The organism is Paucisalibacillus globulus DSM 18846, from assembly GCF_000482485.1.
Classification (GTDB): Bacteria; Bacillota; Bacilli; order Bacillales; family Amphibacillaceae; genus Ornithinibacillus; species Ornithinibacillus globulus.
In genome coordinates this window covers 243604-259297 of sequence record NZ_AXVK01000001.1, presented here as the reverse complement: position 1 = coordinate 259297, position 15694 = coordinate 243604, and the positions used below count along the sequence as shown (strand labels likewise).

Annotated in this window: 21 protein-coding genes and 1 pseudogene; 6 read left to right on the top strand and 16 right to left on the bottom strand. The window is 35.0% G+C overall.

Annotated elements, in window-relative coordinates; translation table 11 throughout:
* Nucleotides 1-59 precede the first annotated feature (59 nt).
* Together K332_RS0101400 and K332_RS0101395 are read right to left on the bottom strand one after the other, a co-directional pair.
* Entirely contained in the window at nt 60-377 is a 318-nt protein-coding gene (locus K332_RS0101400; protein ID WP_026905818.1) for a hypothetical protein, read from the bottom strand.
* Nucleotides 378-416: 39 nt separating this feature from the next.
* Entirely contained in the window at nt 417-833 is a 417-nt protein-coding gene (locus K332_RS0101395) for a hemerythrin domain-containing protein (RefSeq protein ID WP_026905817.1), read from the bottom strand.
* Nucleotides 834-1276: 443 nt separating this feature from the next.
* Here K332_RS0101395 and K332_RS0101390 point away from each other — a divergent pair, with 443 nt between their 5' ends.
* Nucleotides 1277-1864: a cell wall hydrolase gene (locus K332_RS0101390; protein WP_026905816.1), complete on the top strand. Its 588-nt coding sequence runs from the start codon at nt 1277-1279 to the stop codon at nt 1862-1864.
* Nucleotides 1865-1944: 80 nt separating this feature from the next.
* Here K332_RS0101390 and K332_RS0101385 read toward each other — a convergent pair whose 3' ends face one another.
* The 5 genes from K332_RS0101385 to K332_RS0101365 all read right to left on the bottom strand — a co-directional run bounded on the left by K332_RS0101385 (nt 1945) and on the right by K332_RS0101365 (nt 5365).
* Complete coding sequence (locus K332_RS0101385; protein ID WP_084287613.1) at nt 1945-2304, bottom strand: VOC family protein; 360 nt, start codon at nt 2302-2304, stop codon at nt 1945-1947.
* Between the two features lie 13 nt (nt 2305-2317).
* Complete coding sequence (locus K332_RS0101380) at nt 2318-3268, bottom strand: RNA polymerase sigma factor (protein ID WP_026905814.1); 951 nt, start codon at nt 3266-3268, stop codon at nt 2318-2320.
* A 722-nt stretch (nt 3269-3990) separates the two neighbouring features.
* On the bottom strand, nt 3991-4302 hold the full coding sequence (locus K332_RS0101375; RefSeq protein ID WP_026905813.1) for a DMT family transporter: 312 nt from the start codon (nt 4300-4302) through the stop codon (nt 3991-3993).
* Entirely contained in the window at nt 4302-4643 is a 342-nt protein-coding gene (locus K332_RS0101370; RefSeq protein ID WP_026905812.1) for a DMT family transporter, read from the bottom strand. Before K332_RS0101370 ends, K332_RS0101375 begins: the two co-directional genes overlap by 1 nt.
* Nucleotides 4644-4771: 128 nt before the next feature.
* Entirely contained in the window at nt 4772-5365 is a 594-nt protein-coding gene (locus K332_RS0101365) for a TetR/AcrR family transcriptional regulator (protein WP_026905811.1), read from the bottom strand.
* Between the two features lie 206 nt (nt 5366-5571).
* Here K332_RS0101365 and K332_RS0101360 point away from each other — a divergent pair, with 206 nt between their 5' ends.
* Together K332_RS0101360 and K332_RS0101355 are read left to right on the top strand one after the other, a co-directional pair.
* Nucleotides 5572-6033, top strand: coding sequence for a CBO0543 family protein (locus tag K332_RS0101360; protein ID WP_026905810.1), 462 nt, complete (start codon nt 5572-5574; stop codon nt 6031-6033).
* Between the two features lie 22 nt (nt 6034-6055).
* Entirely contained in the window at nt 6056-6580 is a 525-nt protein-coding gene (locus K332_RS0101355; protein WP_026905809.1) for a CBO0543 family protein, read from the top strand.
* Nucleotides 6581-6597: 17 nt separating this feature from the next.
* Here K332_RS0101355 and K332_RS0101350 read toward each other — a convergent pair whose 3' ends face one another.
* A complete protein-coding gene (locus tag K332_RS0101350; protein WP_026905808.1) occupies nt 6598-7023 on the bottom strand; it encodes an OsmC family protein in 426 nt (141 codons plus the stop codon).
* A gap of 184 nt (nt 7024-7207) precedes the next feature.
* On the opposite strand from K332_RS0101350, the gene K332_RS0101345 reads away from it, so the two are divergent.
* Together K332_RS0101345 and helD are read left to right on the top strand one after the other, a co-directional pair.
* Nucleotides 7208-7585 carry an SLAP domain-containing protein gene (locus tag K332_RS0101345; protein ID WP_026905807.1) on the top strand — a complete coding sequence of 126 codons (378 nt, stop codon included), beginning with the start codon at nt 7208-7210 and terminating at the stop codon, nt 7583-7585.
* Nucleotides 7586-7745: 160 nt separating this feature from the next.
* Nucleotides 7746-10019: an RNA polymerase recycling motor HelD gene (gene helD / locus K332_RS21790; RefSeq protein ID WP_036687805.1), complete on the top strand. Its 2274-nt coding sequence runs from the start codon at nt 7746-7748 to the stop codon at nt 10017-10019.
* 89 nt (nt 10020-10108) lie between these two features.
* On the opposite strand, the gene K332_RS24780 is transcribed toward helD, so the two are convergent.
* The 7 genes and pseudogenes from K332_RS24780 to K332_RS0101315 form a co-directional block, all read right to left on the bottom strand.
* Nucleotides 10109-10588, bottom strand: a complete 480-nt coding sequence (locus tag K332_RS24780) for a GyrI-like domain-containing protein (RefSeq protein WP_342665442.1) — start codon at nt 10586-10588, stop codon at nt 10109-10111.
* Between the two features lie 78 nt (nt 10589-10666).
* Nucleotides 10667-10810: pseudogene (locus K332_RS24775) on the bottom strand (helix-turn-helix transcriptional regulator); the annotation flags it as partial.
* On the bottom strand, nt 10811-10969 hold the full coding sequence (locus K332_RS24770) for an AraC family transcriptional regulator (RefSeq protein WP_342665441.1): 159 nt from the start codon (nt 10967-10969) through the stop codon (nt 10811-10813).
* Nucleotides 10970-11071: 102 nt separating this feature from the next.
* Nucleotides 11072-11728, bottom strand: a complete 657-nt coding sequence (locus tag K332_RS0101330) for a reverse transcriptase-like protein (RefSeq protein ID WP_026905806.1) — start codon at nt 11726-11728, stop codon at nt 11072-11074.
* A gap of 753 nt (nt 11729-12481) precedes the next feature.
* On the bottom strand, nt 12482-13651 hold the full coding sequence (locus tag K332_RS0101325; RefSeq protein ID WP_026905805.1) for a hydroxymethylglutaryl-CoA synthase: 1170 nt from the start codon (nt 13649-13651) through the stop codon (nt 12482-12484).
* Between the two features lie 120 nt (nt 13652-13771).
* Nucleotides 13772-13945 (bottom strand): hypothetical protein, encoded by a 174-nt coding sequence (locus K332_RS24140; protein ID WP_169727342.1) that lies wholly within the window; start codon nt 13943-13945, stop codon nt 13772-13774.
* 67 nt (nt 13946-14012) lie between these two features.
* Complete coding sequence (locus K332_RS0101315; RefSeq protein WP_026905804.1) at nt 14013-14303, bottom strand: HesB/YadR/YfhF family protein; 291 nt, start codon at nt 14301-14303, stop codon at nt 14013-14015.
* A 197-nt stretch (nt 14304-14500) separates the two neighbouring features.
* On the opposite strand from K332_RS0101315, the gene K332_RS0101310 reads away from it, so the two are divergent.
* Complete coding sequence (locus K332_RS0101310) at nt 14501-15202, top strand: Crp/Fnr family transcriptional regulator (protein ID WP_026905803.1); 702 nt, start codon at nt 14501-14503, stop codon at nt 15200-15202.
* Nucleotides 15203-15245: 43 nt separating this feature from the next.
* On the opposite strand, the gene K332_RS0101305 is transcribed toward K332_RS0101310, so the two are convergent.
* Nucleotides 15246-15641: a VOC family protein gene (locus K332_RS0101305; protein ID WP_026905802.1), complete on the bottom strand. Its 396-nt coding sequence runs from the start codon at nt 15639-15641 to the stop codon at nt 15246-15248.
* Nucleotides 15642-15694 lie beyond the last annotated feature (53 nt).

Genomic DNA, 15694 nt, shown 5'->3' with positions numbered 1-15694 from the left:
GTTTTTCCTCCTTTTTCCATCCAGCTTCAACACAGCATTTAGTCCACCGGAACCATAATCTAAGGTGCATGAATCTTAAAATAATCATCAATTAAGACTTCGGTACATGCCTCACCAGTTTGTGCAACAAATTCTTTAACTTCCTTACTTATTTCCTTTACTTGTTCATGTGTGAAAAATTTGGTTTCTATATTAGAAAAAGTTTCACCAAAACGAATGGCTATCTCGATTCCTTCATCCATTAGGGATGCATCAATTTGCAGGTCATAGGAATGAATATTATGTTTATCTTCTAGTTTTTCTGTTATGTAGTTGTATAGTCTAGGGGAAACGAGTCTCAACGATTTCTTTTTGTCGTTCGTTTTACTTTCATTCATATTAGTCACCTCCAATACCATGCATCGCTTAATCTATAATTAATGATGTGGAAGAATACGTTCTTCCTCAAGATTATGGTAAACATCAACATGTACTAATGCATAAAACTGTTCCAAGATGTGTATTGAAATACCCTCTGAATCTAATGATTGTTTAATGTTTTTCACCAGAAAACGCAATGTATCATGGTCTCTTTTTAAGGCAATAATAGAATCCCTAAGTTCGGGATTTTCTTCTTCTAATTCTTTATAAAGCCCTCTTTCCTCTGCATCTGCATGTCGAAGTGTCCTTGTTTCCCAATGTTCGACCGTAACATATGCAATTTCTAATGCTCTTTCCAAATCCTTATTTTCAATCAGCTTTGCTAAAATTTCATTTAATTCTCTTGCTTCATTCAAAGCAGCCTCATGAATTGCTGCGTGGCTTTCAGCATGTTTTAAACCTGGTCCCGACATTTTAGAATCACCCTCCTATTAACTTCATTTATGGAAATACCTGCTAAAAAAATATACATATACCATTATTAGATGTAAAATCCTTTTTTATACATACATCGACAAACCATTCGACATTTTGTCGAAAACCTAAATACGTTTATACACCAACATTTTTTCCTTTATAAAGGTTGGTAATACTTATGAAATAAATGTAATCATTCACCCACAGGTTGGTACCATTACCAGCAACTGGGTTTCTATAATATGGGGAAATTTATACCATTCACACTTCCTTCCCTTGTCCCAACTTGAATTGCTAGATTGAAAGATTAATTTCCAGTTATTGCTACTGATAAAGTGTGTTACATCTAGTAATCTCATAAGTGTCCGGAAAAAGTATCCGCACACTGAAATTACCAATTCGATATTTTCATATATACAAACATTTAGGAGGTAACAACTTGAACAAATTAAAAAAGCTTATCATAACTACCACATTAACGTTATCAATATTTGCATTACCAACAGTTGGAGGTGCGTCACCTTATAGCGTACAGAGTGGTGATACATTTTGGAAAATAGCGCAAAAATACGGTACTACCGTAGCAAATCTTCAAATCGCCAATAATCGTAGTGGAAATCAATTATTTGTTGGAGAAACGGTTCAAGTACCCGATTATGTTTCTAAAGCAGATAAGGAGCTAATGGCAAAATTAGTACATGCAGAAGCTAAGGGTGAGCCATATGCAGGAAAAGTAGCAGTTGCGACAGTTATATTAAATCGTGTTGACCATGTAGAATTCCCAAATTCTATTAAAGAAGTAATCTATGAAAAATCCGGTGGGCACTATGCGTTTACTCCTGTTCAAAATGGACAAATTAACGGAAGCTATACAGATGAAGATATGGAGGCAGTTAATGAAGCAATAGCATTCCGTGGCCAGGGAAGTGGTTCCATTTACTTCTACAATCCAAAAACTGCTAAAAGCAACTGGATTACAACTCGTGATGTTACTGTAACAATAGGTAACCATCGTTTTGCAAAGTAATTCTTGTAAAAAATTAAAAGCCAGTATCAACGCGATTTTAAAGTTTTTTGCGTTGATAACTGGCAATTTGTACTACATATCTATTGACACACCATAAGCATATTTCCATCTGGATCTTTTAAAATAAAAAAATGATTATGTTCAATTTCTGTTACTAATTCCACACCGTTGTCTTTCATAAATTGGTAGGATTTTTGAATATCATCTGTTCCGAATTGTACAGTTGGAACATGATTTGGTGTGATTTTTCCTTCTTCATTTCTCCATAATGGCATTTCATCTAAAATAACTCCAGTACCTACCATATCTAATACACATAGATGTTCATGTATAATTTCTCCATCCACTCCGAGGATTTTACCATACCATTCCTTTGCATTTTCAATATTATTTACTGGAATGAACACAGAATTAATCTTATTTTTTAACGGACTGTTCAACTTGCTCTCCTCCTTATTTTTTATCCCAACCAATTGGAAACTTATCCAATTGTGGCTTCATTCCCAATTCATCTGCGGCTGCTACAATAAATTCTTTTCTAAAATAGAAACTTCGATGGAATACAATCTTGCCATTTTCAACTTCCTGATATTGTATATCATGAATTAATGGTCCTTCAGAACTATCAACAATTTTAAGAATGACCAGTTTCCCCCATAACCAATGCTCCTCTGCAAGATAGTTAGGAACCCCATTCTGCATGGAACCTTTACGGATGGATTCTTGAGAAAACTCTTGGAACCCTAGAGATGCTTCATTGTGCATATGCTCACTAATGATTTCAAATAAAGCATCTAAATCGCCATTATTTAATGCATTTATATACGCCTGAATAACCTCGTTCCTTGTTATTTTTCCATGTTGAATATTAGGTTTTATTTCAGTATAGAAATCTTTATTACTTAGTCGCTTTTCCATTCTTCTAACTGTCGAATAGACTCCACCTTTAGTGGTTTTAATTATACTAGCAACCTCTTCAGCTCTAAATTTGAACACCTTCACCAATAAAAATACGGAAACTTGTCTTGGTGTGAACAATGCAACCAGATACTCTAGAGCCTCTTCTATGTTTAGATTATCGGAAAAATCCTCACCTTGTTCCTCTAACTCCTCCAGGGATCCAACTATACGCTTCTCCCTTCGACAATGATCAATCCATGTATTGGTAGCAACTCGGTATAAATAAGACTTTGGATTTTCTGGTTGCCAAACTTGATAAAAACCACCAAACGCCTTAATCAATGTTTCCTGAAACAAATCTTCCCCATCCCATGGAGAACCGGTCAAATAACGGCAATATTTCCATAAATCCTCACGATAAAGAAGAATTAATTCACTAAACTCTTCTCTTAATTCCCTTGATTTCTCTGTAAATAATAATGTTTTTTCCTGTAATGAATTCATGTATTATTTCCCTCCTTTAAGACTATCTATTTATACTAACGAATATGTAATGTTAAATTATACTACCTTTTTGAAATTACTCTCCCATACCTAATTCTAATTCAACAATAAAACCTCATTCCCAGCAAATATAAAAAGGCTATTTTCTGAGAAATTGTTCTTGCGGATACTGAATTTAACAAATAGTAGATAGAAACTGTGCGGTAACTAACTATTTTTGCTTTAGCAACGCACCCGCGGGGGAAATACACTTCGCTTTCCGTGGGCGGCTGGAGAGCCTCCTCGCTCCTTCGTCGCTGCGGGGTCTCACCTAGGCCTGTCCTCCCACAGGAGTCTACGTGTATTTCCCCCGCTAATGTAGATTCAATTAGATTAGACTGCCAGCACATAACACTAGAAACATGTAATAAAGAAATATATATTTTGAAAACTAAAACCAGCGTAGGCAGAATACGGAGACTCCTGCGGGAACAGCACGTGTCCGAAGACCCCGCAGTGGTGGTCTTTCCACGAGGAGGCTGAGGCCGTGCCCGCGGAAAGCGGAGTATTCTGCCGGAGCGGGGTGATAGCAGTTCACCAACTCCAGCTATACACAAAAATTACCGCACAGTCTATACAATAATAGCAACAAACTGCGCAAAAAGAGCAAAAAGAGCAAAAAAAAGATGCATGTATCGCCGCTAGTTCACATAGAACAAGGGACAATTCAGGCATCTTTTATGTTATACAACCTTTAATCCGGTTACTCCAACAATAATCGCTAATAAGCTTACCAATCTAAATACGTTCTTAGATTCTCCAAAGAAGAGCATATTCATGAGTACCACCCCACCTGTACCAACTCCGGTCCAAGTAGCATAAGCAATACTAGTTGGAAGGTAATCAAATGAAGCATAGATAAAAGCAAAAGATAGACCTAGTCCACCAACATAAAGAGATGCATTGGCTATATTCCTTTTCTCGCTAAAGCGGTTCAAGCCCCATACTCCAATCAGCTCATTAACAGCGGCTAAAACTACATAAAACCACCCCATTATTCCAACACTCCTTTCGATTCTTTTTTATCGTCAGATAGTTTTAATCCAACAACTCCAGCAACAATCAAGAGAATAAAGAAAATCTTTGATACACTGATATGCTCATGAAAAATAAAGATATCCATTAAAAAAGTTCCAACTGTTCCAAACCCAGCAAAAATCGCATACACCGTACCTGTAGGAAGACCTTCACAGGCTTTTGCTAGAAAGTGTAAATCTAGTAAAATAAACGAAACAATTAACGCCCAATGCCACCAGGTAGATGCCGTGTTGAACCCGTAAATCCAAACTAGTTCAGCTAAACTCGTTAACACTACATATATCCATGATTTATTCATACTAACACTCTCCATCTTCTCCGTGACTGACATTCAGTCATTTTTTACCTAAAAGAAAATTCCCTTTCATTATTAAGGGAAATATTCTTTTTATTAAACACGATTGGCATCTTTAGGTGAGCTAGGCATTAATCTTCTTTATGATTTAACTTTACCCCTAAACCATACATGGAGAACTCCCAGACTTCTTTCTTCTTGATTGCTTCCATATCTTTATCTCCATGAGAGTATAGAAAAGTCTGCTCAGCTGCTGATTCAATTAAATCAATCAAAAGTACAGCAGTTTGATCAGGATCTAGGTTTTCACGTAATGTCCCAGCATCCTTTGCACGGTTCAAAAATCTACTCATCCAAGTATAATATTGGGAATAAAGAGCCTCCCATTCTTGTAAGTAGTCCGTTGATCCTAATCCAGCATATACCAAAGCAAAGATTTGACGGTATTCTTTTGTTACTGAAAACACTACATCAATGACATCCTTCATTTGATCTGAAAAAGGATCATTTTTATTTACCTTTTTAATAATTTCATTTAACGTCTTTTCTACCATAATCTCCGCAATAGAAGGAACTACAGATAATTTAGAAGAAAAATAAATATAAAAAGTACCTTGTGCAATCCCAGCCTTCTTTACGATATCAGATACTTTTGTTTTTTCTAGTCCTTTTTCCGTAAAAACATCCATTGCTGCATGTATGATTCGTTCTTTCTTATTATCCATTTTGCTTCCTCCACCAAAATGACTGATTGTCATTCATTATACAGTAATTTTCAAAAAAGTCAATACGAATACTTGATTATAGGCTGTTTCTCCCCTCGACAATAGCCCTCGAATTTCCCTATGAATCATTCTTATTCTACACCTGATAGGTATAAAATAACTACCAATAAGAATAATAACGATAACTTATTATGGGGTGCGATTTCATGGTCTTTGCTTTACTTTCGGCATTTATTTTTATAGTGATTGCTTACATGATACATAAAAATATTAGCTATGTAGAAATGTATTTAACCATATTATTCTCAACGGTATTGCAACTAATTGTCGATATCGTATTAGAATTTAACTATGAGTTATACGGGTACTTTGATAAGGGCGTTGACTACGAAACATTCATCTATATTTTCATGATTTATCCACCACTTACGATCCTATTTATAAATTATTTACCCATTGAAAGAGAAATCATCTTAAAAACAATGTATATATTGGCCTGGACAATATTTTCAATTGGATATGAGTATTTATGTATTCGAAATGGAACTCTTTATTATGAAAATTGGAAGCTATGGTATTCTGCAATCATATATCCATTTATATATTTGCTAATTATACTGAACTTTCTTTTCATAAGAAAATTACTGTTACTTGATAAGGATTGTTGAGACTAAGTTTGGAGCGATTACTATGCATTTAATTTATAACTTAGTGTTTTTATTAGCTGGAGTAAAATGGGGGAAATGGCGGGATTGGAAAAAATATTACCCGACGATATTATTTTTTATTCTTTGTGATTTATTCGCTAATATGCTAACCTCTAAATATCCTTTATGGAGATACCAAGAAACAATCTTTGCAATGGACATGTTAACTAATCATACCATCATTAATCTTATGACTATGCTTATCATATACCCTACTACAATACTAATTTATCTTGGACATTTTCCTAAGAAAACTAGTAAAAAAATTCTTTGGGTGTTATTTTGGGTGGCTCTCTATTGGATAGGGGAATTTATTAATCTACATTATTTAAAAGAAATCACACATGAAAATGGCTGGACCATGACTTGGTCCTTTGCATTTAATATTGTCATGTTTTCAACTCTGTGGATCCATTACAGAAGTCCAATTATTGCTTGGGTATTTGCAATTATTTGGTCCATTATATTATTAATGTTTTTTAAAATCCCTTTTGGTTCATTACCATAACCAAAAAAGAGAAAAGCTTATATGCTTTTCTCTCCATCAACACCATTAATTGAATAACTTGCTGTAATCTCAGCACTTAAAGAATGCGACACTGAACAATATTTATCCATCGATAATTCAATTGCGCGCACTACTTTATCTTCTGGTAAATCTCCTTGAAGAGCGTAATGGATATTCACCTTAGTAAACTTTTTAGGATGTTCATCTGCTCGATCACCGCTTATATCCATTTGGAACGAGGTAGGATTAAGCCGCATTTTAGTTAATATGGATATAATGTCAATTCCTGTACAACCTGCGACAGCACTTAATAATAACTCTGTTGGTCTTGCACCCGTATTCTCCCCACCGACCGTTTCTGCTGCATCCATTTTTAGTTCATGACCAGATGGAGCAAACCCGGTAAATGCCATTTTCCCATCCCATTTTACATTCATTTCCATAGTTATTCCCTCCAATAATTTTATCTTACTAACATGTAGTTTGTCTTTTATTGTAGTAAATTACAACTTTGTTGACTTAGAATTTATTTGGCTACCAACAAAGAAAGTGATTATTATGTTCGTTTCACTTAAATATACGATATAATTAATTTCTTATTACAATCATTACTAAGGGGATCTAACCATGCAAAAACTTATCTATGAACCAGCCTGGGAAAAACAGATATCAGATAAAGACCGATATTTAGTTGAGGAAGCATTTTATGAAGTAATATTAACTGAAGAGCCAATCCAATTTACCACCTTACGAATGGATCGGAATTATAAAAACGAATTACTTATTATGGTGATTGTCCATAATACAACAACTGAAAAAATATTTTTCAATAAAAAAAAGCTATGCTACAAACATAATAATAATGTTTTGGCTGAAAATATATTCACCTTACCAAACCTTACAATTGAATCCAAAGCTAGTATGCCATGGACATTTATTTTTCCGGTTGGAAGCTATGCAGAAAATGCAAATGTTCAACTTGGGGAATTAGAAATAAAAGCATAAAAAAAACACTTAAATTAAGCGTTGTCAGTTCATACTAGATATGGTAAAATAATAAAGTAATTGTCATTTTTGTTGCATTTGATATAATTATCCAATTTTATTATATCATTCCCTATAGAAGGAGTCAACAAAAAAGTAAAATTAGATTGGGGTTGATTTAGTGAGTAACGACGAAAATATACAAAATGAACAGAAACGTGTTGATGAAGTCGTACAGGAAATCAACATCAAAGAAGAAAAACTAACTTCAAAAGCAGGCAGTCTTAAGGATAGTATTGTCGATCTCCGTAAAAACTTCTGGGAGGATGTTACAGTAAACTTAGATGAGCCCGATGATGTCATTGAAACACAGGCTAGTCTAAAACAACAAGCAGAGTTACTTGCTGAACGAGAGAGATCTCACAGCGAAATTGGAAAAAAGTTAAAAATATTACATCGTCTTAAGGATTCACCTTATTTTGGAAGAATTGATTTTACGGAAATGCCCGGAAATGAAAAAGAGCAAATTTATATCGGACTTGCCTCACTGATGGATCAAAATGAAGAGGATTTTCTTATTTATGATTGGCGAGCACCAATTTCTAGCCTTTATTATGATTTCCCACCCGGTGAAGCTTCTTATGATACGTCTATCGGCATTATTGAAGGTAATATTTCTCTTAAAAGACAATTTATTATCAGACAGAGCAAAATTAAAGGCATGTTTGATACGGGAGTCACAATCGTAGACGGTTTACTCCAAGCAGCCCTAGGAAATAATGCCAGTACAACAATGAAAAGTATTGTTTCTACTATACAAAAAGAGCAGAATAAAATTATTCGTAACGAACATAGCAAACTACTCGTTGTTCAAGGAGTCGCTGGTAGTGGGAAAACATCTGCAGTACTACAACGTATTGCCTACTTATTGTATCGCTTCAGGGGTAGCTTAAATTCAGAGAACCTAATGTTATTTTCACCAAACCCATTGTTTTCAAGCTATATTGCCAACGTACTCCCTGAACTCGGTGAAACAAATATTAGCCAAACAACCTTCTTAAACTTTTTACGGGAGGGCATCGAGAAGAATATTACAATCGAATCTCCTTTTGAACAAATGGAGTATATGTTAACCTGTAAAGATAAGGAAAAGTTGGCTTCGCGAGAACAAAATATGAAGCTAAAGTCTAGTATTGAATTTAAAGCTGTACTAGAAGATTATATTTCTACTTTGTTAATCAGAGGAATTCAATTTAGAAATATTACATTCCAAAACAGAATACTAATATCCAAAGAACAAATTTCCGATTACTTTTATTCTCTTGATGAAATTGTATCGATTCCAAATCGAATGGAATTTGTAGCAAAATGGATTTTAAATGAGTTGCGAATCCACCAAAAGAACGAAAAAAGTAAAGACTGGGTCATGGAACAAGTTGAGCTGTTAGATAAGGAAGCATATTTACAGGCTTATTACGAAAATCAGCGGGTTGACGAAGATGATATTAGCTTAGAGGAAGAAATTCTACGTGCTGTTGTCGTAAAGAAACAATTTGCCCCTGTACGCAAGCAAGTAAAAAGATATGCATTTGTTAATAGTCTAGCAACGTATAAGCAACTTTTCGAAAGACAGGATTCAGAAATTGATAATTGGCAATCAATTTCTGATATATCACTCGAAAATATTTCTAATCGTTTTCTTACTTGGGAAGACGCTACTGCCTACCGATATTTTAGGGGAAAATTAATCGGTGATAAAGAAAATCGTGGTGTTCGCCATCTATTCATTGACGAGGCTCAAGATTATACCGCATTTCAATTTGCATATATTAAGGAAATTTTTCCTTATACGCGAATGACGCTCTTAGGTGATGTTAACCAGGCAATTTACACCTATGCCTCAAATGATAATCCGTTGGTACCTGAATATATAGAAGGAAATCACGAAAGAATTACACTTACCAAAAGCTATCGGTCCACAAAACAGATTGTTGAGTTTACTAAAAAGTTTGCACCTGGCGGGGAAATGATTGAGGCTTTTGAACGTGAAGGAAATCCTCCTCATATCGTTATGCTTAACGAACAATCAAGGTTAACAGAAGAATTACTTGAAACGCTTAAGAATTTACAAGATAAAGAATTGGAGACAATTGCATTAATCTGTAAAACGTTAGAAGAAAGCAATCTTATATACGAGCTATTGAAGAATCATGTTCCAGTTAAACAAATCAATGAAGATACGTATTCATTTGAAAAAGGTATTGTTATATTACCAGTGTATTTAGCTAAAGGAATTGAATTTGACGCAGTAATTATTCCGGATGCTTCGAGTGACCATTACAATCAAGAATCAGACCGAACATTATTCTATACTGCATGTACAAGAGCAATGCATTCCTTAACCATTTGCACAACCAATAATCCATGTATCTTTCTTCAAGAAGCACTTAGTTAACAAGATAGACTTTGCCATGCCCTTCTTCAATTATTATAAATTAGGCAACCGTACGCAAAAAGCACACGATCCGTGTGCTTTTTCAATACCTATTTCTTAATAGGGATCCAGATTTCACTGTAATAATTCTCAGAAGAGGGGTCATCATTACTAAGATACACTTCCATTTCCGGTCCCCCTGCATGTTCATATCCAGTAGCAGGGAACCATTCGGAAAAAATCCGTTGCCATACTCCAGGCATTGCATCTGGCATAGCTCCTCTTACAGGGAAAACAGCCCAAGTTTCTGCTGGAATTATCTTTTCTTCCCAATCTGGTGGTACAGATTCAATATTCTTTTCTGCAGCAATTAAATAAGATAGTTTCTCTAGGTTTTTATCATATTCCATACAAATCCCAAGCAAACCAAGAGGCCCACAATTTTTCGCTAATTCATCCGCAAATCCATTTGAGTTTACTTCATTCCAGAACGAGGCAATTTTTCGATTGTTTTCTCCTCCAACTGTTGTTGTTCGAATACTTTTCCCAACTACTGAAAATGCTCCTTTTTCAACAATCTTGTAATCCATTTCCACATCACCCTTTATTTGAATTTGGAAAGAAAGCTTAGGATAGACTTTTAAGACTTGGCTGTTTTTCTTTGCTGTAGTTGGGGTAACACCATGAATACTTCGAAAAGCCTTTGTAAATGATTCCGGACTTTCGTAACCATACTTTAAGGCGATATCTATAACTTTTTGATTCGTATTTACTAATTCTTGAGCAGCTTTGGTGATACGACGATTACGTATTTATTCACTAACCGTATAACCAGTTAACATGCTAAACATTCTCTGAAAATGAAATTTAGACATATACGCTGCCTTTGAAATATCCTCGATATTGAGTTCCCCACCTAGATTTGATTCAATGTAATCAATGCTATCAATCATACGTTGAAGTTTCTCCAATTCCACCCCTCCCTTTCCTATATTCAATCTAACAAATAAATAATGGTGAATCCTGTTTTTCTGTGCTCTTTTAGGTCAGTATACGGTACTTCCATTTTATCCCTAACCTACCTCACTATTACTAAATACGTCTACTCCATTTAGGGCTTGGGTTGCAAGGTGATCTGCTTCCCGATTCTTTTTCCTTGGTATTGATTTATATTCTGGTGTAATTCCTAATCCATCTATCTTTTTTTCAATTCGACTTATCCAACGAAGTAATTCTTCTTCATAGCAAGGCCATTCATCATTCATTTGATTGATGACACCTTGGGAATCCCCAGTAAATATAACCGGAATGTGATGCACTCCCATAAATTCCAGCTCTGTTACTGCTAGATGCATGGCTGCATATTCTGCCTCCCCGTTTGTATTTAATTCCTCAACAAGGGCATTTTTTCGGATACGAAATTGTTTACCACCTTGTTCATAATAAATCACACATCCAAGCCCCGAATTCTTCGTTTCAACATCAAAACCACCATCAAAAAAAACTACTATATTATGCGGCTCATCCTCTACACTATTTACATATTTCCTCAGCTCTTTTAACATCCAGGTAGTGTCATGATTATCATAGAAAGTCATGCTTTTAATTCGTCCCGTTCTCTCCAAATCTTCTGCAAGTAACAATGCTTTCTCTGGATTCATTTCATCTGAAGAAAATGTTCCTTCTGTTCCTTTTGGCGTTTTATAAATGATTTCTAGTTTAATTTTCATTAAAAATCATCCTAACTTTGTTTAGTTATTTTTTATAAGTATTGTCGTCCAATTTTCTTTAAGGACCGGAGATTCCTAATATGTACCTTCCTAAAGACGAAGGTTACAGTAGAATATTTCCTCTTCAAGTAATCGAATTTAGTATGTACTTTGTATAAACTGTGCGGTAAGTACTGTAAATTACCCCCTCAAATTTATTGAGTGGAGTGGGTATACTGCTATGCTACCGCTCCGGCAGAATACTCCGCTTTCCACGGGCACGGCCTCAGCCTCCTCGCGGAAAAAACGCCGCTGCGGGGTCTTCGGACACGTGCTATTCCCGTAGGAGTCTACGTATTCTGCCTGCGCTAGTTAGAGTTTCCGCTTTATGGATTGTTTGTAACGCATTTTTTCAGTAATTACGTACAATAATTCTAATTCACTACCAGCGTAGGAAATACACGGAGACTCCTGCGGGAGGATAGGCATAGGTGAGACCCCTCAGTGCGTAGCACGAGGAGGCTCACCAGCCGCCCGCGGAAAGCGGAGTGTATTTCCGGAGCGGAGTTAGATGCTCAACTCATAATCCTAAGTTAAGTTACCGCATAGTTTCCATCAACTGTCCATTTACATTTTTCTAATAACAAAGCACATAGCTTACTAGACCCAACTAAAATAAAAATCCGAACTAATACGAATTCTATTAGTAGAATTTGGTATTATAGTTCGGATTTTTTCCATGATTAAACAATTGTGTATCAATCTAGTTGTATATTATCGATTCTTATTCACATATTGGCGTTTATTCTCTAATGATCCACTTAATACGATTGTTGCTGGATCCCTAGAGATATCAAATTCTATATCGGAGCCATCTGCAGGTAAAGTTTCTTCAAAAATTCTTTCATATTCTTCAACGGAAACTTCTTGTCGAGAATTAAATAACTGTTGGTGTCCCTCCAAATTTAAATGTTGACGATAATTTGGTTGAAGAATTCCAGTGAAGAACTCCCCGACTGCACCTGAACCGTAGCTAAACATCCCAATTCTAGAACTATCTTTCAATTCTTTGTTTTCAAGCAAGGATAACAAACTCAAATACAATGAACCAGTATATATATTTCCAACATTACGGTTATAAATTGTGCTTATTTGATAATTTTCCAATAACCGCTCCTTCACCTCTTCAGGTGCATCATCAAGAACCGTACGCAGTGCTTTTAATCCCATCTTCGTATAAGGAAGATGATAACAAATTGCTTCCATATCTTTTAATTCTAGGCCAGATTTATCCTTATAAGCTTCCCATACTTTATTAAAGAATAAAATATACTGCTCATTGGAAAACTTTCCATCAACAAAAGCCTTGTCCGAATATATTGGTCGCCAGAAATCCATAATATCATTTGTTAAATAAACATTTTGATTATCTAGCTCCATAATTCGAGGATTTGCACTTATAATCATGGCCACTGCACCAGCACCTTGTGTAGATTCACCAGATGTATTCAAACCATAACGAGCAATATCTGTGCCTAAAACTAATACTTTACTTTCTGGGTTTAAAGCGACATGACCTTTTGCCATTTGTATTCCTGCAGTTGCCGCATAACAAGCTTGTTTCAATTCAACTGCACGGGCATTTGGATTTAAACCAAGAAGATGATGGACATAAACCGCACCAGATTTGGAATGATCAATTCCTGATTCTGAACCAAATATAACAAAATCGATTTTTTCTCGGTCTTCATCATTAATTATTTCTAATGCTGCATTTGCTGCTAAAGTTACTGAGTCCTGTGTAGCAGGTGCAACAGACATTTGACTCTGACCGATTCCTATTGTAAACTTCGCAGGTTCTACATTTCTTGCAACTGCTAATTTTTCCATATCTACAAAAATATGCGGTGTGTAAAATCCTATTTTATCAATACCAATTTTCATGCTGTATTCTCCTTTACCGTTTCCTCTTTCCCTATTATATCTTCATGTGAATAATCACACAATCCATAACTCTTCTATGTATAATGGAGCTTGCTTAGACATTAAACAAGCTCCATCCGATTAACTATTATCTCTATTTCGTTTGTTCCTTTTACCATTTATATTTAAAAATTCACTGTCACTTGCAAATTCTTCGTCATGTTTCCCATTTCTTTTTGGTTCGGTATTGTATTTTATTCCATGGTTCTTCTGCTTACCAGTATCCCGGTTCCTATTTTTGTTTTCTTCAGACATCATTCATCCTCCTAAAAAATACTTTTCAGGAATTATTATGTCCATGATAAACTTTCTTATTTCTCTACTATTTCTCAGTAAATTGATACTCTACCTCATCTTTTCCCATAACAACTTTCATATCATATTCATTTAAGAACCAAACATCTTTCTCAGTAAAATAAAATGTTATTCCATCGATGACTAATTTTTCACCTATCTCACCATCTTGCCCTACTGAAAGACCTAGAAAGTAGTTAGGATGATCCGTTTGGATCCCTCCATATATTTTCAGGAAAAACTGGACATAGTCTCCTTCTACTAATCCCATCTCATCTATATACCATTTTGCTGCCTCATCCGTTATCTGAAAACTCATTGGTACACCCCACTCATATTTTTTCATTGTTATACTCATATTCTATTATAGATTAACTCAAAATGCAGAGGATATGACTTATTTAACTTGAAATCACCTATCATGGTAATTAAATAACCGGGAGTAGTTCCATTCTAGGCTACTATATCCATTTAGTTTGCTATACTTATATAGAGCAGTATAAGGAGAGGATAATATTGAAGAAGGATAACCAAACATCCTGTATCCACCATAGTGGTATACTATCTTGCGTTTCACAAGTCCCTATTTTCAATCATTTAGAACCAAAGCATTTGGATGAAATTATGTCCATGACAAGATCAATTTCATATGAAAAAGGCGAACATATTTATCATGCTGGAGATGAGTCTGATTCTCTTTATATCGTAAATAAGGGGAGAATCAGGATTTATCGATTATCTGAATCAGGTAAAGAACAGATAGTCCGTATATTAAATCCTGGTGATTATACTGGGGAATTAGCTTTATTTAAAAAGTCTCAACATGAATCTTATGCAGAAACAATGGTGAATACAAGTATTTGTATTATTACTAGAGAAAAACTTCAAACTTTGCTTACTAAATACCCAACAATTGCTTTAAAACTACTTACGGAATTCTCTAATCGACTGGAACAATCTGAAAAACAAACTACAAGATTTTCAACAGAAACAGTAGAAACTCGCATTGCACTTTTTCTTGCAGAAAGTGTGGATCCAGATTCTAATTCAAATGAAATAATATTACCTATGAGTAAAAAGGATCTGGCATCTTATTTAGGAACTACTCCTGAAACAATTAGTCGTAAATTGGCTGAACTCGAGGAAAAAGGATTAATTAAACAAAAGCTACAAAAGAAAATTGAAATATTGGATTTGGATAAATTATTGATGAATTGAGTAGACCTTCGGGTGATGAAGGTCTTTTTTATTTCAAATGGGTTTACCTAAAGCTTTTACTTAATTCACTCCAAACATCAAATTTATTTCCATCTAAATCATAAAAAACAAAATTATTTCCTGGATGTCCCCTGTCCTCTATTTCACCTATCTTTACTGAATTACGTTTTAGATATGTATGAAATTCTCTCAATTGTCCTAATCCATCAACCTCAAATGTCAGTGAGAAGTGTTCATTTCCACTGCTATCCAGAAATCCAGATTGCTCACCTGGTGATGCTTTCACAAGGAAAAAACTTTGATTAGCAAAATCTAAGATAGCTTTTTGTTCATCAAGATAGTTAATACTCGCTCCAAGAATAGTTTGGAACCATTTTGAAGAAAGCTCCGGATTTTTTACTGGTAAATAAGTCGTCCCCACCCGTTTTATAAAGTTCATGTATTTTCCTCCTAAATTCTATATATATCTTTTAGCGATAAATAGCCCTCACC